Here is a 21,721-nt window from a genome sequence, read left to right as displayed (position 1 = left end):
AGTATTTGGCGGAAGGATAGAGATTCGAACTCTAGGATGGTTTCCCATCGGCGGTTTTCAAGACCGCTGCCTTCGACCGCTCGGCCATCCTTCCATGGCGCCGGATTATGCTCTATTGTGGGTTAATATGTCTAGTCTTTATCGCAAAAAATCTGCGATTTTTTTACTATTCGCTCAATCCTCAATCTACAATACCATTCCAGGCTCTTATCCTGTTAAAATTAGCAGAGAGACAATCAACCATTAGCGTTCTCGCTACAATAGCCAAATAATGACTAAGGTTTTTACCTAACGCATGTATAACAGACAATCTTCAATCAATTCATCAACCATAAACCGTTACTATGGCTTGTTCATTGCCTTGCTTTTTGTTTCCTTATTTTTATATAGCTATAACTACTTCAACGCCTGGCTGATGGGGAAAAAGTATGCACTAAATAGTGTTGCAACCAAAATGGTATTGCAGATAGAAGACTACCGTTACCATGCTAATTCTATCTTTGAACAGGCCAATATCTCGCCCTTTAAACTACAGGGGCCTCTTTCACCAATGAAGCTACGACCTGATGTTTATTGGCTTGAAAGTCGTTATCAGGCTATCGACGCTATTATTTTTGGCCACCATAACGCGGCAAGTGCTGCATTGGCACAACGCCTTTCCAATTATATGGAGATTTTGTGGGGGGCCCGCAATGAATACAACTCTATGTACTATCTGAATGGTAAAGATAACAATCTGTTTTTAATAACAACTCACTCTATTCTTAAACCTGAATTAAGATTTAAAGAAAGTTATCTGACACTTACCGCCGAATCGAAACGTTCAGAGATGCTGATGCAGTCTACCGCTTTAGACGAACGGGAAAATATTTCATCAATCCGTAAGTTAAATGGCGAGAATCTCTATTTCTACACTTACAGGGCAACATTCAATTCGCCGGGTCAATTGGCGACAGTTATCGCTTTTGATTTACCTATTAGCCATCTCCTGCCTATCGATATGGGAGCAGCAAACTTTAATTTACTCTCTAACGATGCACAAAACCCCTATGAAACCAATAAAGCTAATATCTCACAAAATGGTTTTTGGCTCGAATTTTCTCAACCACTCAGTGGCACAAAATACAAATTACTGTATCGGGTATCACTCAAAGATGTGCTGATCGATTTATTGTACAAAAACATCTGGCTACTGCTGGCTGATTCAGTGTTTATTATTTTGTCTCTGGGTGGACTTATTTACATTCGTAAAAAATACATTGCCCCAAATGCTCTTATGAGCCATGAGCTACAGGTTAAGGATGCGTTAAGTAACGATATTATCTCCAATATCCCAACTGGTTTACTGATTTATGATTTTTCGACAAGTCAGATAATCATGAGTAATAAAGTTGCAGATCATCTATTGCCTAATATCGATTTAAGTAAAATTAAGATGATGGCAAAGCAACATCATGGTGTCATACAAACATCGATTGACGATGCAGTCTATGAAATTAAGATGCATAGCATCCATCTGTTACCAGAGACTTATCTATTTTTATTGCAAGATAAAGACCAGGAAACATTAATTAACAGGCGCTTACAACTTGCACATATCGAGCACGATAAAAGCGTACAAGCCCGGCGTTTTATGTTAACAAACATTAGCTCAGAGCTTAAACAGCCAATAAAGGAGTTAAATAATATTGCTTACCAACTGAAACAAATTCCCATAGAGGAAAATGGTAATCGTATCATTAATAATTTATTAACTAAATCCGAACATATATCCGACTGGGTTGAGAATATCTCATTACTCAATGAGTTAGAATTAGGTGATTGGCAAGAAAAAAGCGAATCATTTTCATTATCATGCATGCTAGACGATATTTTCAAAAAAGTGCTACCAAAAATAAATAACAAAGGGTTAAATTATTACTATCACTGTAATATTAACCCTGAATCCTTATTTATTGGCGATGGTACCGTCATTAGTAAGATTATTCGGATGTTAGTTAATTATTCAATTACAATCACATCTTATGGGAAAATATCACTCATTGTTAATTATTCCCAGAAATACAAAGGCCAGATTCAGATCGAAGTTATGGATACAGGTGCTGGACTGAATGCAAAAGATTTGGCAAATTTGAATTATCCATTTCTAAGCAAAGCAGTGGGTGATAAATATCAATCAAATTCAGGACTAACCTTCTATCTCTGTGACCAATTATGCCGAAAACTCAATGGTCATTTTACTATAAATAGCAATCCCAATCTTGGTACACATTACACCATCAGTCTGCCACTGATAATCGACCAAGACCAATGCCCGCAGCTATTGGAAGATATTACCGCCTTATTGGATATTAGCAATACGGAAATCCGTAAGATCATACAAAATTACCTAAAGCATTATGGTGCAACTTACTTTGATAAAAAGAAAGAAAATATCAGTAGAGAATACGATATCATATTGACAGATAAGCCGTATGATTCAGCCAAATCGACTATATTATTGGTTGGTGATCTTGCTGGCTTTGAGCAGATAACACCTGACTATATTAGATGTAACTACAATCTGAGTGAAGCTGTTATCAATGCCATTTCGTTATTAATTGAAAGAAACTTCAGTTTTAACGAATTTAATGAAGATTCGGAAATACCACCATTTAACGATGAAGACACTGATTATGATATTGAAAATGTTATAAGCAGTTACCAAAAACAGCTGGCAGATAGCGATTATCAGCAATTATTTATCAAGACAGTACCGATAGATATTAATAAACTGTATACTGACATAGAGCAATATGATTTGATATCACTTTCGCAGACAGCACATCGCTTAAAAGGCGTTTTTGCTATGTTAGACTTAGAATTTCTCAAATTTTCTTGCGAAACACTGGAACAAAACATAACAAACGGTAACGAAATAGAGATTAAAAATAGCATCAGCCACATTGATTCTCTCATCACAAGGCTGTTGCAGCAGGGTAACTAATAGATGAATAGCCTTAACGTCATTATTGCTGATGACCATCCAATTGTTCTGTTTGGCATCCGCAAATCACTTGAGCGACTCGAATGGATCAACGTTGTCGCTGAGTCGGAAGACTCTACTACTTTGATCAACAATCTATCTTGTATTAAAGCAAATGTGCTGATCACTGATTTGTCCATGCCTGGAGACATCTATGGTGATGGGATTAATTTGATTAAATACATCAAACGCCATTATCCCAGGCTATCAATCATTGTTCTGACCATGAACAATAATCCAGCCATTTTAAGTGCTGTGCTCGAACTTGATATTGAAGGAGTTGTCTTAAAACAAGGAGCGCCAACAGATTTATCTGATGTATTGACTGCCCTGAAACAAGGGGAAAAATTTATGCCGGAGAGCGTTTCTGAACTGTTGAAAAAAGTAACGAAAACCCGTTACGGTGACAAACCGTTATCACAAAAAGAGAGCGAAGTACTACGCCTGTTTGCCCAAGGTTTCCTGGTAAAAGATATTGCGAAGAAACTAAATCGAAGTGTCAAAACTATTAGCAGCCAGAAAAAATCAGCAATGGTAAAACTGGGTGTGAATAACGATATTGCGCTACTTAATTATCTTGCTTCTGTGGCTATCAATGCCAATGATAGCGTTCATTAAATGCGATCCGTTATTTTAATATGAAACGAGTTCTGATGCCTGGGGCTATTATATACCCTACGGATTTCAAGATGCATCGCGACGGTAAGGGAGCGAATCCCCGGTCACATAGATAACTATGTGACCGGGGTGAGTGAACGCAGCCAACAAAGAAGCAACTTGAAAGATGACGGGTATAGTACCAGGCATTATTTTAAGCGCTAATACTCCCGACCTCTGTTAGTACCTGTCTGAGAGTCACAAGGGAAACAGGCTTAGACAAACAATCATTCATCCCAGCATCAATGCAGCGCTGCTTTTCTTCTGCCAATGCATTTGCCGTAATACCAATAATCGGCAACTCACATCCTTTATTCCGTAAATACATTGTTAGCGCATAACCATCCATATTAGGCATATTGACATCTGTCAGAATGATATCAACACATTCTTTCTTCAAATACTCCAATGCATCCAATCCATCATTCGCCATCGCTGTCCGAAAACCGATAGATTTCAACTGATCAGTCAATAAGTAACGGTTGATAGGATGATCGTCCACGACCAAAACCATAATAGTATTCAGCCAAGTACTTGCCTGCAAGACAGGCAGTGCTATATTCAATACCTCGTTATTACCCGGTGAAATTAATCTTTCAATGAGTATAGCTAAATCATGCAAATGGTAAGTATTATGTAACCAATAGTTTTCTCTGATTTGTTCTAGTGAGCCAATATGAGACGTCGATAATTCAACATAAGCATATATAGGGGTAATAACAGCATCAGAGAAATCACTGATAATAATTTCACTGCCATCTGTATGCTGCCCATTGTATACAACCAATTGTAAACCATGATAAATCAGAAAACGCTGTAAAAAATCCTCTAAATAAAGATTACGTACAGCCAATATAACTTTTTGCTGATGCTCATTTGTTAGCTGAGTTTTAGGCGTATATTTCGCACCGTATAAAGGTAAACGGATAGAAAACATACTGCCTATCTGTGGCTGTGAAATAACTTCAATATCACCATCCATCAGGTTGATAAGTTTTTCACAAATTGCCAAACCAAGACCCGTTCCCTGAGATGAACTTTCAGTATTTGGCATTATCTGGAAAAACGGATCAAATAATTGAATAAGCTCTTTATCAGAAATTCCTACCCCTGTGTCCTTTACTCTGACATACAAGTAATCCTTATCAACGACTACATGCATAGTTACACATCCGGTATCGGTGAATTTAATCGCATTATTCAACAAATTAGATATAACTTGTTGTAATCGAACGGGATCATTACGGATATAATTCGGTACATCCGGTTCAATATAACAATATAAACTCAACGATTTTTTCGCAACTAACGGCAGGTAATTGGAAATGACATGGGAGACAACTTCCTGACAAGAAAATTCCTTAGGTTCAATTTTAAGCTGTTTAGATTCAATCTTTGAGAAGTCGAGAATATCGCTGATAATTTTCAGTAACAAGGCTGAAGAATTATTCATCGTTGATAATAAACGGGCAGATTCAGCTGGTAATGAATGAGCCTGTAATAACTCCAGGTTGCCAATGATTCCATAAAGAGGTGTTCTCAGCTCGTGGCTGACGGTAGCCAAAAACATAGACTTAGAATAGCTGGCCTGTTCCGATGCTAATGCCATTTCCTGCAATGATTTTTCCATCCGTACACGAGCACTGATGTCAACCAATACACAAATTGCCACTTCTTCATTCCTGTAACGGGAGTGAACAAAGCTGATTTGCAGATGATTATTATTACTGGTTACTACGTCAACATAGCTGCTGGTTCTGTCACAAATAATATGAATAATACGTTCCCGATCTTCATGAGTTAGCATTTTCAAATAATTATGTGCCAGTTCATTGCTCAAAATATTACTGCCATCACTTACTCGTAATATACTGATCCCAACAGGAGCTGAAGCAACAATTTTATGATTAAATTGCTCGTGCTCCTCCAAACGAATCGCATTCTCTTCCGCCGGAACAAACATTTTCCGCTCAAACAGATACACCAGGATAATGATGACAAAGGCAGACAACACATTAAGCACAATACTGCTAATAATCTGCAGTTTAAAACCTTCAAAAATATTTCTCAGTGGAAGAGCGTAAATTATACTGAATGAAGATGGCATTAACCGACGTTTTAACAATAAATCAGTGAAATTATCATCATAGCCAAAATAAGGTGCTTCCAGCTGATAATCATCATAATGAAGTTTGTAGTCATCATTATTTGCCGGGTAGTGCAACACAGGTTGATTACTGCGGTTTAACAATGTTATTGAAATCGGGCGATCTTGTCTTTGAATAAAAGTATCTAATCTGATGAACTGTTCAATTCCTATCATTGCAACCATTTGACTGTTTACATATACCGGTGCCAACACATAGAGATGGCCGCTATCAGATCTTGCACCAGGCACAACCCAATAAACATTTCGTTCTTTACCCTGCTCTTTCAGACTAATAAGTCTGCGCGAATTTTCATATACTATTTTTTTCAGCGTATCAGAGTCAGTCGTGGTGTTACGTATAGAAAAATTCACCATGCACATGCTTTGCGTACCTACCAGAAAAACCTGGTTCAAACCTTGAGGAGCCGCAAGATTATCCTTCCAATAGAAGATAAGGTTATTCAACGAATTTAAGTAACTATGGGTATTTTTGCGAAAAGTATTACAGTCAGCGCTTTGGTTTAAAGGATGATAAGAAAACGCCGGGTTACTATGTGGAAAATCAAAAATTGCATTCTTCTTTTCATTGGAATTCAGTAAATGCTTCTCTGTCATATATTGGATATCCCGCAAAACACTAGCTGTATGACGTACATAAGAGAGTGTAGAATCATAATTAGCATTATATTCTTGCCGGATATCAGATTTTACTTCATTAAAGATATTAACCAGGTAAAAAGCCGTTAATAAAGCGCCTAACGTCCACAACATCAAGCCAATTACCCGGAAAAGATAACGGGATATTTTCAGTGATGTACGAAAAGAAGAAAGATATCTCAAAAGGCTACCTGATAAAAACAAACATCATTCAACGTAATGAATTACAGGATATACCAGAGTTTAAGGATTACAAAGAATCATCTGTTATCGTTGTGACTGCTCCCCTCCGTAAAGAGGGTTTACGGAAGATTTTGCTAATTTATACCTGTTATCTTTCAAGTTGCTTCTTTGTTGGCTGCATTCACTCGCCCCGGTCACATAGTTCGCGATACTCCCGAGGATTCGCTCCTTTGCCGTCGCAATGCATCTTGAAATCTACTGGGTATAAAACCCATCCCAATAGGTAGTTAATAAAAACCCCCTGAAGAAACAGGTACCGAAGTACCTATTTCTTCATTGAGATTGAGTGAAAAAATATCTTCACTTAGACCAGATCGGCTGATTCTCTGCCACTATCAGGATCAGGTGAATTGGTATTATTATTTTCCAATCCGTCACCCTCTGCTACCAGCTCATCTTCATCATCTTCAGGTTCGGCAACCCGCTGTAAACCGACAACCTTCTCATCTTCAGCAGTGCGGATCAATGTGACGCCCTGAGTATTCCGGCCAACAACACTGACTTCTGACACTCTTGTACGCACTAATGTACCCGCATCAGTAATCATCATAATCTGATCCGTTGGTTCAACCTGAATTGCACCGACCACATTACCATTACGCTCACTGACCTTAATTGAAATAACGCCCTGAGTTGCCCGAGATTTAATTGGATACTCATTTTCAGCCGTGCGTTTGCCATAACCGTTTTCAGTAACTGTCAGAATTTCGCCTTCTCCACGCGGGATAATCAGGGAAACAACTTTGTCTTTGCCGTTGAGTTTAATACCGCGTACTCCGGTGGCTGTACGCCCCATTGCACGAACAGCATCTTCTTCAAAGCGAACAACTTTCCCTTCAGCAGAAAACAACATGACTTCATTACTGCCGTCAGTCAGATCAACCCCTATCAGTTCATCACCTTCATTAAGGTTCACGGCGAGAATACCAGCACTACGTGGGCGGCTAAAATCCTGTAACGCTGTTTTCTTCACTGTCCCACTGGCAGTAGCCATAAAGACATACAGCCCATCTTCATATTCACGCACCGGCAGAATCGCAGTAATTCGCTCATCTTGCTCCAGTGGCAGAAGGTTAATAATCGGACGACCACGTGCGCTACGACTGGCTTCAGGTAACTGGTAAACTTTCATCCAGTACAGGCGACCACGGCTGGAGAAGCAGAGAATGGTATCGTGAGTATTGGCAACCAACAGCTTTTCAATGAAATCTTCTTCCTTAATGCGTGCTGCGGATTTACCTTTACCACCACGACGCTGTGCTTCATAGTCAGACAGTGGCTGATATTTTACATACCCTTGATGCGACAACGTGACAACAACATCTTCCTGATTAATCAGATCTTCAATATTGATGTCAGCTGTATTTTCAGTCAGTTCAGTACGACGGGCATCGTTATATTGAGCTTTAATTGCCAACAACTCTTCACGGATCACTTCCATCAAGCGATCAGGACTTTCCAGAATGAACAGCAATTCACCGATTAATGTCAGCAATTCACGATATTCATCCAGCAATTTTTCATGCTCAAGACCGGTCAGTTTCTGCAAACGCAGATCTAAAATGGCTTGGGCCTGTTGTTCGGTCAGATAATATTTACCCTCATGCACGCCATATTGTGGTTCCAGCCATTCAGGACGAGCGGCATCATCACCAGCACGTTCCAGCATGGAAGCAACATTGCCTAATTCCCATGGCTGAGCAACTAACGCCGCTTTTGCCTCGGCTGGTGTCGGGGCATGACGAATCAGTTCGATAATAGGATCAATATTCGCCAGCGCCACAGCCAATGCTTCAAGAATATGGGCACGTTCACGGGCTTTACGTAATTCAAAGATTGTGCGACGAGTGACCACTTCGCGACGGTGGCATACAAATGCAGAAATAATGTCTTTCAGATTCAGCAGCTTTGGCTGCCCCTGATGCAAAGCCACCATATTGATACCAAAAGAAACCTGAAGCTGAGTCAGGGAATAGAGGTTATTCAGAACCACTTCCCCCACCGCATCACGTTTCACTTCGATAACAATACGCATGCCGTCCTTATCAGATTCGTCACGAAGAGCACTAATCCCTTCAATGCGCTTTTCCTTCACCAATTCGGCAATTTTTTCAATCAGACGGGCTTTATTGACCTGATAAGGAATTTCGTGCACTAAAATAGTTTCACGACCATTCTTTTCATCAACTTCAATTTCCGCACGGGCACGGATATAAATTTTACCGCGACCAGTCCGATAAGCCTCCTGAATACCGCGACGACCATTAATAATCGCAGCAGTAGGGAAATCTGGGCCAGGAATATACTGCATCAGCCCTTCAATACTGATGTTTTCATCTTCAATATAAGCCAGACAACCATCAATAACTTCGGATAAGTTATGAGGAGGAATGTTAGTTGCCATACCCACTGCGATACCGGAAGAACCGTTGATCAGCAAGTTTGGTACTTTCGTTGGCATCACTTCCGGGATCTGTTCTGTACCATCATAGTTTGGCACAAAATCGACCGTCTCTTTCTCCAGATCCGCTAGCAGTTCATGGGCAACTTTCGCCATACGCACTTCGGTGTAACGCATAGCAGCGGCTGAGTCTCCATCGACTGAACCAAAGTTACCCTGACCATCAACCAACATATAGCGCAGGGAAAACGGCTGAGCCATACGAACAATCGTGTCGTAGACTGCACTATCCCCATGTGGGTGGTATTTACCGATGACGTCCCCGACAACACGGGCAGACTTCTTGTAGGGTTTATTCCAATCATTTCCCAGTACACTCATGGCATAAAGTACGCGACGGTGTACCGGCTTTAGTCCGTCTCGAACATCTGGTAGTGCACGCCCGACAATAACAGACATCGCATAATCCAGATATGAGCTCTTCAGCTCTTCTTCGATATTGACCGGGGTGATTTCTCTGGCAATGTCGCTCATGGAGCCCACTATCCCTCATACATTCCGAATTCAAAGGTTTAGAACTATACCACAAACCAACAGTTTTATAAAAATCAGATGTGGGTATTTAAAAATTAAGCCGTGTATACTGTTACCAGAACAGAGTGAACCATCTGTAAAGAAAGTTTAAGGAGCAGCAACCGTCGATGAACACAAAAATCCCCTCCACGACAAACAATGTTGATCAACAAGAAATAGAGAAATTTGAAGCCGTTGCTTCCCGCTGGTGGGATCTGGAAGGTGAATTTCAGCCACTACACCGTATTAACCCACTACGCCTGAATTATATTTTGCAACGTTCCGAAGGTATCTTAGGTAAAAAAGTATTAGATGTAGGCTGTGGCGGTGGTATTTTATCAGAAAGTATGGCTCGTGAAGATGCAGAAGTAACCGGGCTTGATATGGGAACAGAGCCGCTTCAAGTTGCCCGGCTGCACTCTCTTGAAACAGGCATCCCTGTCACTTATGTACAGGAAACAGTGGAAAGTCACGCAGAAAAATATCCACAGGCTTATGATATCGTCACCTGTATGGAAATGCTGGAACATGTACCGGACCCTCAATCGGTTGTTCAAGCCTGTGCTCAGTTAGTAAAACCAGGTGGACATGTTTTTTTCTCTACCATTAACCGCAACAAGAAAGCCTGGCTCATGGCGGTGATTGGCGCAGAATATATTCTGAAAATGGTGCCGAAAGGAACCCATGATGCGAAGAAATTTATCCGTCCATCAGAATTGATAAGCTGGATTGACAGAACCCCCTTGAAAGAAAAGCATATCATTGGTCTGCATTATAATCCGCTGATGGATAAATTTAGCCTTGGTTACAATGTCGACGTTAATTATATGTTGCATACCCAGTATGTCTGACATATTCGTCTGACAGATTAATAAATCAACAAATGAACCATATTTTCAAGAATTTTTTTACTTAGGTTTACTCGTATTTCTGTCAGGTCAACTGCTAGTAATGATGCAGGCTTCCGGCTTTTTGATAAATTTAGTCCTCAAGTTATCCACAAAAATCCGTGTTTTTGTACACTTGATAAAAGCTGGTTTTAACATTATCTTGTTGTCATTATTTAGTGCACCCCCTACATATTGTGTTCCTTAACATTCCATTACCACTACTCTCTCGTTGGTCTCTTCACCACTGAGGGAGTTACGTTTTGGCTGAGTAAAGGCACAAAGCAGGTGGGAGTGAGTCTGAAAGTAAATGTAAGGTATGCCTGTCCATGAACCATAGTCTGCTAGTAACAAAACGTGATGGCCACAAAGAACGAATTGACCTTGATAAAATCCACCGGGTTGTTGCCTGGGCAGCCGATGGTCTGAAAAATGTCTCGGTATCACAAGTAGAACTGCGTTCCCAGATCCAATTTTACGACAGTATCAAAACCTCAGATATCCATGAGACGATGATTAAAGCTGCCGCTGACCTTATTTCTGGCGATGCCCCTGACTATCAGTATCTGGCAGCCCGTCTGGCAATTTTCAATTTGCGTAAAAAAGCCTATGGTCAATTTGAGCCACCTGCACTGTATGATCATGTATCCCGTATGGTAGAAATGGGCAAATATGACAAACACTTGCTTGCAGACTACTCGAAAGAAGAATTCGAGCAAATGGATGAGTTTATAGATCACTGGCGTGATATGAACTTTTCTTACGCTGCGGTCAAACAACTTGAAGGTAAGTACCTGGTTCAGAACCGCGTTACCGGTCAAATTTACGAAAGTGCCCAGTTTCTTTATATTCTGGTCGCGGCTTGCTTGTTCTCAAGCTATCCGAAAGAAACACGTCTGGACTATATCCGTCGCTTTTACGACGCGGTCTCCACTTTTAAAATTTCGTTGCCTACTCCTATTATGGCCGGTGTTCGCACCCCTACCCGTCAATTCAGCTCCTGCGTGCTGATTGAATGTGGCGATAGCCTGGATTCCATTAATGCCACTTCCAGCGCTATTGTGAAATATGTTTCCCAACGTGCAGGCATTGGCATCAACGCCGGCCGAATTCGTGCAGTAGGCAGCCCAATCCGTAATGGTGAAGCATTCCATACAGGTTGTATTCCTTTCTACAAGCATTTCCAAACAGCGGTAAAATCCTGTTCTCAGGGCGGTGTTCGCGGCGGCGCAGCTACATTATTCTATCCGCTGTGGCATCTGGAAGTTGAAAGCCTGCTGGTACTGAAAAATAACCGTGGTGTTGAGGGAAACCGTGTCCGCCATATGGATTATGGTGTACAAATTAACAAATTAATGTATGAACGCTTGATCAAAGGCGAAGACATTACACTATTCAGCCCGTCTGACGTCCCAGGATTATATGATGCATTCTTTACGGATCAGGATGAATTTGAGCGTCTTTATACCAAGTATGAGCAGGACAGTAATATCCGTCAGCAACGTCTAAAAGCTGTTGATCTGTTCTCCCTGATGATGCAGGAACGTGCTTCTACTGGCCGTATTTATATTCAGAACGTAGATCATTGCAACACTCACAGCCCATTTGATCCGTCAGTTGCACCTGTGCGCCAGTCAAATCTGTGTCTAGAAATTGCACTGCCAACTAAGCCATTAAATGATATCAATGATAAAAATGGTGAAATTGCGTTGTGTACGCTGTCTGCATTCAACCTGGGTGCCATTGAAAATCTTGATGAGCTGGAAGAATTGGCAGTTCTGGCTGTTCGTGCTCTTGATGCTCTGCTCGATTATCAAGATTATCCAATCCTTGCAGCAAAACAGGGCGCTATGGGCCGCCGTACTTTAGGTATTGGTGTTATCAACTATGCTTACTATCTGGCAAAACACGGTGCACGTTATTCAGATAGCAGTGCGAATAACCTAACTCACAAAACATTTGAGGCTATTCAATATTACCTGTTAAAAGCATCTAATGACTTGGCAAAAGAGCAAGGCGCTTGTCCATGGTTTAAAGAAACAACCTATTCTCAAGGTATTCTGCCTATTGATACCTATAAAAAAGCGCTGGATGCACTGACCAATGAACCGCTTCACTATGACTGGGAAACACTGCGTAGCGATATCAAACAATATGGTCTGCGTAACTCAACGTTATCCTCTTTGATGCCGTCAGAAACCTCTTCGCAGATCTCTAACGCCACCAATGGTATTGAACCACCTCGTGGTTACATCAGCATCAAAGCATCAAAAGACGGAATTTTGCGTCAGGTTGTTCCAGAATATGAACGCCTGAAAGGAGCTTATGAGCTACTGTGGCAAATGCCTGGCAATGACGGCTACTTGCAGTTGGTTGGTATCATGCAAAAATTTATCGACCAATCGATCTCTGCCAATACCAACTATGATCCAACACGTTTCCCTAGCGGAAAAGTGCCAATGAATCAGTTGCTGAAAGATTTATTGCTCGCTTACAAATATGGTGTAAAAACGCTGTATTACCACAATACACGTGATGGCGCGGAAGACGTTCAGGATGACCTGGAAGAAGTCGTGGAATCTGCTGATTCCGATTGTGAAAGCGGCGCATGTAAGATTTAATTTTGTGAAAGCGGCGCATGTAAGATTTAATTTGAGGAAGTTATGGCCTATACCACCTTTTCACAAGTAAAAAACGACCAGTTACAAGAACCGATGTTTTTTGGTCAGCCGGTAAACGTAGCCCGTTTTGACCAGCAAAAGTATCCAATTTTCGAAAAATTGATCGAAAAACAGCTCTCTTTCTTCTGGCGTCCAGAAGAGATTGACGTGTCCCGTGATCGCATTGACTACAATGCACTACCGGACCATGAAAAGCATATTTTTATCAGTAACTTGAAATACCAAACACTGCTGGACTCTATTCAGGGCCGCAGCCCGAACGTGGCATTTTTACCGTTGATCTCCATCCCTGAGCTGGAGACATGGGTTGAAACCTGGTCTTTCTCTGAGACTATTCACTCACGTTCTTATACTCACATCATCCGTAATATCGTTAACGATCCGGCTGTTGTATTTGATGATATTGTCACCAACGAAGAGATTCTCAAGCGTGCAAAAGATATTTCCGCTTATTACGATAATCTAATTGAGATGACCAATAATTATCAGTTATTTGGTGAAGGGACCCATCAGGTTGCCGGTAAAACCATTACTGTCAGCCTGCGTGAACTGAAAAAACAGTTGTATCTGTGCCTAATGAGCGTTAACGCGCTGGAAGCGATCCGCTTCTATGTTAGCTTTGCCTGTTCATTTGCTTTTGCAGAACGCGAACTCATGGAAGGTAACGCTAAAATCATCAAACTTATCGCCCGTGACGAAGCACTACATCTGACAGGGACTCAGCATATGTTGAACCTGTTGCGTTCTGGTCAGGATGACCCGGAGATGGCAGAAATTGCTAATGAATGTGAACAACAGTGTTATGACCTGTTTGTTCAAGCTGCGGAGCAAGAAAAAGAGTGGGCAGATTATCTGTTCAGCGAAGGCTCGATGATTGGTTTGAACAGAGATATTTTGTGTCAATATGTTGAATACATCACCAATATTCGTATGCAGGCTGTCGGGCTAAAACTGCCATTTGAAACGCGTTCTAACCCAATTCCATGGATTAACTCCTGGCTGGTATCCGATAATGTTCAAGTAGCACCGCAAGAAGTTGAAGTCAGTTCATATCTGGTTGGTCAGATTGATGCTGAAGTTAATCCTGACGACCTGAGTGATTTTGAACTCTGATGACAAGTTATAAAGTGACCCTGCATGGTATGCAGGGTTATCATATTTACAGCTCTCCCGAGCTGCATAACAGTCTGCTAGAAGCACTGGAACAAGGTCGAGTACAACCTGAATACCAGTGCCGTGAAGGTTATTGCGGCTCCTGCCGTGTCAGATTGGTAAAAGGTAAAGTCGGCTATCGGCGTAAACCTTTGGCTTTTGTTAATGAAGGCGAGATTTTACCCTGCTGCTGTCATCCGCTTAGTGATATTGAAATTGAGCTTTAATAATTCTTTATAAACAAGTTATAAGCTTTGGTTATTCGCAATGAAACGTAATAACTGATTTTTCAGTTATTACCACTTACCTTCCGGCAGGAATATTACTGCCTTATGCTTCAATCTATTGGGTATATATAATAAATCTGATAAAGATCATATTAATTTATTTGATCCAGAAGTAAAAAACATGTTATATAAATATATATTGCAACCAAATAACATGAGGCAAATAAAATTATAATCGTCATCAATATTTTATTAATAAAGAGTTCAATAAAAATATATTAGGAAAATAAGATGAAAAAGACAATAAAATGGGGCATTATTGGTTGTGGTGATGTTACTGAAGTAAAAAGTGGACCCGCTTTTTATAAATTAGAGAATTCTGAATTAGTTGCAGTAATGAGACGTAATGCCCATTTAGCTGAGGATTTTGCCAGAAGGCATAACGTTCCTAAATGGTATTCTGATGCAAGCTCACTGATTAATGACAAAGACATCGATGCTGTATATATTGCAACACCACCCTCTACTCATAAAGAATATACTATTTTAGCTGCTAAAGCAGGTAAAGCGATATATGTAGAAAAACCCATGGCATTAACATTCGAAGAATGTAATGAAATGATAGCGGTTTGTAAGTCACAAAATGTCCCATTATTTGTAGCTTATTACAGGAGAGCATTACCAAGATTTTTAAAAATCAAAGAATTAATTGAATCAGGAGCAATAGGAATACCAAGAATAGTAAACTGTATACTTTACAGGGAGATAGAAAAATGTTACCAAGATCCCCATCATTTACCCTGGACTGTTCAGCCAGAAATTTCCGGTGGTGGGTTATTTGTTGATTTAGCATGTCATACTCTTGATATACTAGACTTTCTTTTAGGAAGAATTATTTCCGTTAAAGGGCATGCAAACTCGCAGGGAAATATTTATTCTGCGGAAGATTGCGTATCAATGTCATTTATGTTTGAAAATAATATTCAAGGTGTTGGAATATGGAATTTTGCATCGAATGCCAGAGGAGATAATGTTGAAATAATTGGCAATAAAGGAAAAATATCTTTTTCCACCTTTGGAAATTCAGCCATTTCATATTATGACCAGAATAATAAATTATACCAATTTAATATTGACAATCCGGTACATATAGAAATGCCATTGATTAATACAATAATTAATGAATTACAAGGAAAAGGATTTTGCCCATCAACAGGAGAATCAGGTTCACGAACCAGTTGGGTAATAGATCAAGTATTGAAAGATTATAGAATGAAGAACTATTTACAATATAAAAATGAATAAATAGGTTTTTAGGGGAAAATAAAAACAAAATATATATAATCTTATTAAAAACATCGGAAGTTAATAAATGATCTTAAATCCTCTATTAACTTCTTTTTTAATCAGTTTTAACGCTTTTCCATTTAATTATAATTTCGTCTCTAATATTATCAATAGGCTGTAATTATCCTTCTGGCTCCCCAACTTGTGCAAGGTATTCAGTTGGTAAGCCTCCATATCACATATAAGTAAACAGTTACCTGGTAATTATTACCTAACTCTCTATCAAGCAGATACCTGATAAATAGAGTTGCTATATTTATTGAACTGATCTATATTAACATTTCCTAAGAAATTAATTAAAGTCAAGTGTTTAATTATAGGGGGCTATATGAAAGCTATGACAAGAATCAATATTACAGATCTTCCCGAAAGTCTGAGAACAGCAGTCAGAGAAGGTCAAACTGTTGTTATTAAAAAAAGTGGTAAAAAAATCGGGAGTGACATGGCTCAGGTAAGAACAGTGTCTAAACATCCTAAAATTCCTAAGAAAAGACCAATCGGCGTTCTCGGCAAATCCTCAAAGAAACTCAGATCAATTGGTGTATTGGTAGGAAAAATGTCAGTACCGACAGAAGAAGATTTTTCCAAATATGACCTCGAAATTCAGGCTATGTTTGGAGAAGAAGACAAGTAAATGAGCTTTCTCTTAGATACACATATTCTTCTTTGGTATTTGATTGAACCTAAAAGATTATCACTGGTGTCACTTCATACAAAAGTGAAAGTAACTCAAAATTATCACCAGAAGACAATAATTTTCTTGATTGAAGCAACTGTTGACGATACTTTTTTCTATTAACAAATCTATCAATTTTATTTTATTCTTCCTAGAGCTGTTGTAATTAGGTTACCATGTTTGTCAACTAAAACAGTTTTACTATTCATAAGACTTACGCTTAACAAAACAATACTATATATTCTGTTTACCAATGATTTTATATAATAAATATCGCTATGATCAGTTACGAAATAAAACCTAGGCTCTTTAATCAAACATAACTTCTACAACGTGAAAAAGCCAGCCGTAATGCGGCACCCACTTCCTCAGGAGAACTGTCTGCCGGAATAATGACATTATCAGACTCAGAAATACCATCTTCAGACCAGCCATCCAATTTTACATGGCAAGATGGTTGTATCGTTATCTCACCATCAAGCATGCAAATACTACAGCTCAACATTTTCTTAAATAACTGGCGTTTTGAACGATAGCCATAAAATCCCATCATCTCAGTTATCCAATTTTTATACTGCTCATTACTTACATCATGATCAAAATAATCGCCACATTCATCAAGTGGGATTACTCTGCTTTTTGATAAGGCATCAAGTACAGCCTTTCCTAATTCTTGATCAGATACAATTGGCTGTAGTAAATGTTTGCTACCTAAGGGATCTGCTCTTAATAAGCCGTTACCTGAATAAGTGTTAACAGAGTAAAAATCCCCATTAAACATAGCACTTGCATTTAACCCTTGTTTGAAATCTGCATTCATTATTTCACTACTGCAACTTCGACGGTAAGGAAAATTTAATAACTGTTTGAGCCTTTTTAAGATAATTAGGAAACTCATAATAGCCATTCCATTTTAATTGATCATATAAATCAAAGATAATGACCGGTTAGTGCAAAACAAACCGAGCTTTATCATCAAACATAACTCCTACAACGTGAAAAAGCCAGCCGTAATGCTGCTCCAACTTCCTCAGGGGAGCTGTCTGCCGGAATGATGATATAGTCAAATTCGGAAATGGTCTTACCTGTCCAACTTTCCAATTTTTCATGACAAGATGGTCGAATCGTTATTTGACCATCAAGCATGCAAATACCACAGCTTAACATTTTCTTAAATAACTGACGTTTTGAGCGGTAACCATAAGATCCCATCATTTCAGTGATCCAATTTTTATACTGTTCAGCATTTGCATCATGATCAAAATAATCTCCACATTCATCAAGTGGTATGATTCTGCTTTTTGACAAAGCATCAAGCACAGCCTTTCCCAACTCTTGATCAGATACAACTGGCTGTAATAAATGATTACTTCCTAAAGGATCTACTCTCAATAAACCGTTACCTGAATAAGTTTGTATTGAATAGAAATCACCATTAAATTCAGTCCTTGCATGTAATCCTTGTTTGAAATCTGTATTCATTACTTCACCACCGTAATTTTAGCGGTCAGGCTCATTTAATAACTATTTGAATCTTTTCGAGATAATTAGCGGACACATAATAGTGATTACGTGTCCATATTAATTAACTCTCTAAATCAAAGATCATGAATAATCAATGCAAAAATAAACTGTTACCTTATCGTCAAACATAACTTCTGCAACGTGAAAAAGCTAGCCGTAATGCTGCACCCACTTCCGCAGGGGAACTGTCTGCTGGAATGACGACATAATCAGATTCAACAATGCCTTTTCCGGTCCAAAGCTCAAGTTTTTCATGGCCAGTAGGTCGTATTGTGATATTTCCATCCAGCAATTGTATACCACAATCTCGCATTCTTTTAAATAATTGACGTTTTGAACGATAACCATAAGTTTTGATTAATTCATCAATCCATTCTTTATATTGTTCATCACACTTCTCTGGCTCAAAGAAATCATCTATCTCTTCCAAAGGAATGAGCCGACTCTTAAATAACGCATCAAGAACTGCCATACCTAATTGCTCATCATCTACATCAGGAGATAGCAAATAGTAACTCCCTTGTGGATCAGCGCCTAACATCCGATAACCAGAAAAAGTTTCAATGCAGTAAAAATCGCCATTAAACATGCATCTAGCATTTCTCCATCGTTTAAAAACTTCGCTCATTATTTCACCACTATAATTTTGACATTGACATTTTTTTCTGAGCCATAAGATATTGCTCGGTTAATTTGCTCCCATTGTTCTACTGTTGTAGCTTTGGGTACAGCAATCCGAACTTCACGCTGTGAAATCATCCCTACATTTAAGTTCTTTTTACCTAGTCTCGCCTCGGTAAAGTTTACTGTGGCATCTATATTCCCTTTTATAGAAGTATAAAGTTGTTTTGGATTTTTAATTCTCGAAGCAGTACGTGTATCTAATGTTTTTACACTGACAGCCAAACCTGTTTTTCCATCATAAAAATCAAAAGTCTCAAACCTTTCAGGCAATCGAGAACCTTTAGGCATCTGCGTAGCAACAAAGTCCTCAAAAGGATATCCCTGCTTATAGTTCCCTTCTCCCCATGCCATTTGGGTCTGACTGCCATCTTTTTCTACCCGATACACATGGCGAATGTCTACTGCTGGGTGTGGATCTTTTGAGATGACTTTCGATAACTTAGCTGCGCCAGATGTAGATCCTTTAACCGCCCCCAAGCCACCGCCTGCCATACTGGCTATTCCGGTGACCAGTTTTCCTATCTCCAGCCCCGCATTATAGGCTCCCTCTGGACCCGCTTTTTCATATTCGGCTTTGACAACATCAAGCTGCTTGAGATAACTATCCTTTGTTGCCTGCCAGATAAAGCCGGGCATATCTTCCTGAATTAACAGTGTCCTGAGCGATTCAATGACTTCCGAAGGATTAGAGACCGCGCCGACAATAGCCATCACGCTATCATAGAGTTCTGATGGAATCCCGGAGACAAAACCCGCCGCCAGATGGCCATCTTGTGAACCACTCATCAAGCCCCATTTAGCAAAAATCTTGTCATGGGATGTTCTCTGCCATTCTTCGGCTTTGATCAGATTATCTCCCATCATGATACCGGCCAGTTCCGCAGCCAAAGCCCCTGCCATTGCGCCTTTAACATTTCCTCGGCCAATTTCAGCGCTGACCCCTGCGATAACGGCATGGCTTAACGTTTTACCCGGCACTCCCAGCACTTCGCCATTATCACCAATCAATCTGGCACCTTCCGCGTTAATCTGGCTGCCAATATTAGCCAACAGAGCCGTTGTCAAATTATCTTTAAAACTGCCGCCGTTAATGGTGGTATTCAGGCTGGAACTAATAATGGATTGGCCTGCTACCCGTTGGACGACTTTGTTCCAGTCATCATTACTCAGTTTAGGTTCTGGTAAGTAAGTAGTAACCAAAAGACAAATAAACCCTGGCCGAATGAACTGCACTGCACCTTTATAAGTTGAGCATCCAACTTTTGGGGTGCAGTTCACTCTGGTCAGGATCTAATCTATTATAAAGCCCGTTTAACTGCGGCTAGCCAATCTTCCCACATAGCTGGATCTGCTGGGCCAGTTGAATCATCCCAAATCGTCCAATCCATTGATCCCAATAAACAACCGATATCATCCGACTTCGTCAATTCGTATTCATGTTCCAAAAAATAAAACATAGCCTTGTAAGCTTGTTCTATTGTAATCATCTTATTGTCCATTTTTACTACCTCTTGGCTTCAGTGAAGATAGTCCTGTCTGAGGGTCATATGATTTAGGTGGATTATTTATCCCAGCATTTATCACTGTATCCCCACGAGTTTGAACCCAAGCTTGAGTTCCATTTGGCAACATGCGTGCAGACCAACTGTTACCATAACGATCACCACCTAAAAAAGCCGTTTTGTCATTTGCAACATCCAATATTAATTTTCTATTTTCAGGAGTATCAGCAATATGTCCTTCCGCTTTGCGGAAAATATGTTCAACTCGTGACTTAGGAATAGTTACCTGATTATTTGATCTTACAGATGATTCACTATTAATACGTACATTACTTCCTTTCCCTATATTAGTTGATTTATTTCCTTCAACAATCGAAGCAACCGAAGCTTTAGCGCCAATAGCGCCACCAATACCGGCAGATTCTATCGCCTCTTTGGCTATCAGGGCACCTTTTTCCCAGGCTGGCAACGAGTTATATAACAGCCCTAAATCGTTCTGGTTTTCTGTCGTCACAAACTGGCTGATACGATGGGCATTCTCAGCCGATAAGTCAAATATCCATCTTAAGCCACTAATAGCATCCGCTGTTTTTATTCCACCTTCCATTTCAGCCTGATAGGTCAGTGTGCATAATCCCCCTTTCCCTGCACAATTAGACAAAAATTCTGCCCGTTCCGCTGCACTTAAGTTTCTATATTTGTTCCAGATTGCTTCAGTAGAAGTGCCTTGCTTATTCGCTTCCTGAAGCTCTCTGACCAGATTATAGGCATTCATGGAATGCAGGTGGTTAAAGAGAATCACAATTTCCCCGGCATTGGCACCACTATTAGCACCTGTGGCGCTATTGGTTACAATGGCACCGGCAACTCCGCCGATGATTTTGCCGCCCGCCTGAATTGCCATCGGGTCGCTGAAGGTTTTATCCAGCGTGATGGCGGCCAGTTCTGCGGCCAATGCCCCGGCAGCAGCCCCTTTGGCATCCCCGCCGCCAATTTCCGCCGCCAGCGCAGAGACCGCCGCATGGCTGATGGCTTTTCCGGGTAAACCTAACACCTGACCATTATCACCAATTAACCCGGCACCTTCCGCGTTAATCTGGCTGCCAATATTAGATAACAAAGCAGTCGTCAGATTATCTTTAAAGCTGCCGCCGTTAATGGTGGTATTCAGGCTGGAACTAATAATGGATTGGCCTGCGACCCGCTGGACCACTTTGTTCCAGTCACCATTGCTGATTTGGGGTAATTTCGCTTTTGTGGGAGCTAATGTCGTGCCATCAGCCGCTTTATCCCATCCCATGTAGGAATCAAATCCGGCCAGGGCGCCACCAAGCGC

General features: G+C 40.2%; 16 protein-coding genes, 1 tRNA gene and 1 pseudogene. 8 read left to right on the top strand and 10 right to left on the bottom strand.

Annotated elements, in window-relative coordinates; translation table 11 throughout:
• Positions 1–6 precede the first annotated feature (6 nt).
• Positions 7–94, bottom strand: a tRNA-Ser gene (locus BO26_RS12365).
• Positions 95–295: 201 nt separating this feature from the next.
• Here BO26_RS12365 and rcsD point away from each other — a divergent pair.
• Together rcsD and rcsB are read left to right on the top strand one after the other, a co-directional pair.
• Positions 296–2,986: a phosphotransferase RcsD gene (gene rcsD / locus BO26_RS12360; protein WP_036771760.1), complete on the top strand. Its 2,691-nt coding sequence runs from the start codon at positions 296–298 to the stop codon at positions 2,984–2,986.
• Positions 2,987–2,989: 3 nt separating this feature from the next.
• Positions 2,990–3,643, top strand: coding sequence for a response regulator transcription factor RcsB (rcsB, locus tag BO26_RS12355; protein ID WP_036771758.1), 654 nt, complete (start codon positions 2,990–2,992; stop codon positions 3,641–3,643).
• Between the two features lie 66 nt (positions 3,644–3,709).
• On the opposite strand, the gene BO26_RS24880 is transcribed toward rcsB, so the two are convergent.
• From BO26_RS24880 to gyrA, 3 genes are all read right to left on the bottom strand, one after another.
• Complete coding sequence (locus BO26_RS24880; protein ID WP_477707028.1) at positions 3,710–3,832, bottom strand: hypothetical protein; 123 nt, start codon at positions 3,830–3,832, stop codon at positions 3,710–3,712.
• Positions 3,833–3,836: 4 nt separating this feature from the next.
• Positions 3,837–6,671 (bottom strand): two-component system sensor histidine kinase RcsC, encoded by a 2,835-nt coding sequence (rcsC, locus tag BO26_RS12350; RefSeq protein ID WP_072023253.1) that lies wholly within the window; start codon positions 6,669–6,671, stop codon positions 3,837–3,839.
• 364 nt (positions 6,672–7,035) lie between these two features.
• Positions 7,036–9,666, bottom strand: coding sequence for a DNA topoisomerase (ATP-hydrolyzing) subunit A (gyrA, locus tag BO26_RS12345; protein ID WP_036771753.1), 2,631 nt, complete (start codon positions 9,664–9,666; stop codon positions 7,036–7,038).
• Between the two features lie 167 nt (positions 9,667–9,833).
• Here gyrA and ubiG point away from each other — a divergent pair, with 167 nt between their 5' ends.
• The 6 genes from ubiG to BO26_RS12315 all read left to right on the top strand — a co-directional run bounded on the left by ubiG (position 9,834) and on the right by BO26_RS12315 (position 16,633).
• A complete protein-coding gene (ubiG, locus tag BO26_RS12340) occupies positions 9,834–10,556 on the top strand; it encodes a bifunctional 2-polyprenyl-6-hydroxyphenol methylase/3-demethylubiquinol 3-O-methyltransferase UbiG (protein ID WP_036771751.1) in 723 nt (240 codons plus the stop codon).
• Between the two features lie 365 nt (positions 10,557–10,921).
• Positions 10,922–13,213: a class 1a ribonucleoside-diphosphate reductase subunit alpha gene (nrdA, locus tag BO26_RS12335; RefSeq protein ID WP_036771749.1), complete on the top strand. Its 2,292-nt coding sequence runs from the start codon at positions 10,922–10,924 to the stop codon at positions 13,211–13,213.
• A 42-nt stretch (positions 13,214–13,255) separates the two neighbouring features.
• On the top strand, positions 13,256–14,386 hold the full coding sequence (gene nrdB, locus BO26_RS12330; protein WP_036771747.1) for a class Ia ribonucleoside-diphosphate reductase subunit beta: 1,131 nt from the start codon (positions 13,256–13,258) through the stop codon (positions 14,384–14,386).
• Positions 14,386–14,652 carry a class I ribonucleotide reductase maintenance protein YfaE gene (gene yfaE, locus BO26_RS12325; protein ID WP_036771746.1) on the top strand — a complete coding sequence of 89 codons (267 nt, stop codon included), beginning with the start codon at positions 14,386–14,388 and terminating at the stop codon, positions 14,650–14,652. Before nrdB ends, yfaE begins: the two co-directional genes overlap by 1 nt.
• A gap of 291 nt (positions 14,653–14,943) precedes the next feature.
• Entirely contained in the window at positions 14,944–15,957 is a 1,014-nt protein-coding gene (locus BO26_RS12320; protein ID WP_036771743.1) for a Gfo/Idh/MocA family protein, read from the top strand.
• A gap of 370 nt (positions 15,958–16,327) precedes the next feature.
• Positions 16,328–16,633 carry a hypothetical protein gene (locus tag BO26_RS12315; protein WP_036771741.1) on the top strand — a complete coding sequence of 102 codons (306 nt, stop codon included), beginning with the start codon at positions 16,328–16,330 and terminating at the stop codon, positions 16,631–16,633.
• Between the two features lie 355 nt (positions 16,634–16,988).
• Here BO26_RS12315 and BO26_RS12310 read toward each other — a convergent pair whose 3' ends face one another.
• The 6 genes and pseudogenes from BO26_RS12310 to BO26_RS24485 all read right to left on the bottom strand — a co-directional run.
• Positions 16,989–17,495 (bottom strand): contact-dependent growth inhibition system immunity protein, encoded by a 507-nt coding sequence (locus BO26_RS12310; protein ID WP_036771810.1) that lies wholly within the window; start codon positions 17,493–17,495, stop codon positions 16,989–16,991.
• A gap of 155 nt (positions 17,496–17,650) precedes the next feature.
• Positions 17,651–18,157, bottom strand: coding sequence for a contact-dependent growth inhibition system immunity protein (locus BO26_RS12305; protein ID WP_036771740.1), 507 nt, complete (start codon positions 18,155–18,157; stop codon positions 17,651–17,653).
• Positions 18,158–18,320: 163 nt separating this feature from the next.
• Positions 18,321–18,827: a contact-dependent growth inhibition system immunity protein gene (locus BO26_RS12300; RefSeq protein WP_036771738.1), complete on the bottom strand. Its 507-nt coding sequence runs from the start codon at positions 18,825–18,827 to the stop codon at positions 18,321–18,323.
• Positions 18,827–20,059: pseudogene (locus BO26_RS24490) on the bottom strand (endonuclease toxin domain-containing protein); the annotation flags it as partial. The pseudogene BO26_RS24490 and the gene BO26_RS12300, both read right to left, overlap by 1 nt.
• A gap of 122 nt (positions 20,060–20,181) precedes the next feature.
• Positions 20,182–20,382, bottom strand: a complete 201-nt coding sequence (locus BO26_RS12290) for a hypothetical protein (protein WP_036771736.1) — start codon at positions 20,380–20,382, stop codon at positions 20,182–20,184.
• The coding region (locus tag BO26_RS24485) for a DUF637 domain-containing protein (protein ID WP_036771734.1) at positions 20,372–21,721 on the bottom strand (1,350 nt) is incomplete at its 5' end. The genes BO26_RS24485 and BO26_RS12290, both read right to left, overlap by 11 nt.

Origin of the sequence: Photorhabdus australis DSM 17609 (assembly GCF_000711895.1) — a bacterium.
Lineage (GTDB): Bacteria > Pseudomonadota > Gammaproteobacteria > Enterobacterales > Enterobacteriaceae > Photorhabdus > Photorhabdus australis.
Note: the sequence above shows the minus strand (reverse complement) of the source record. Positions and strands in the feature narration are given on the sequence as shown.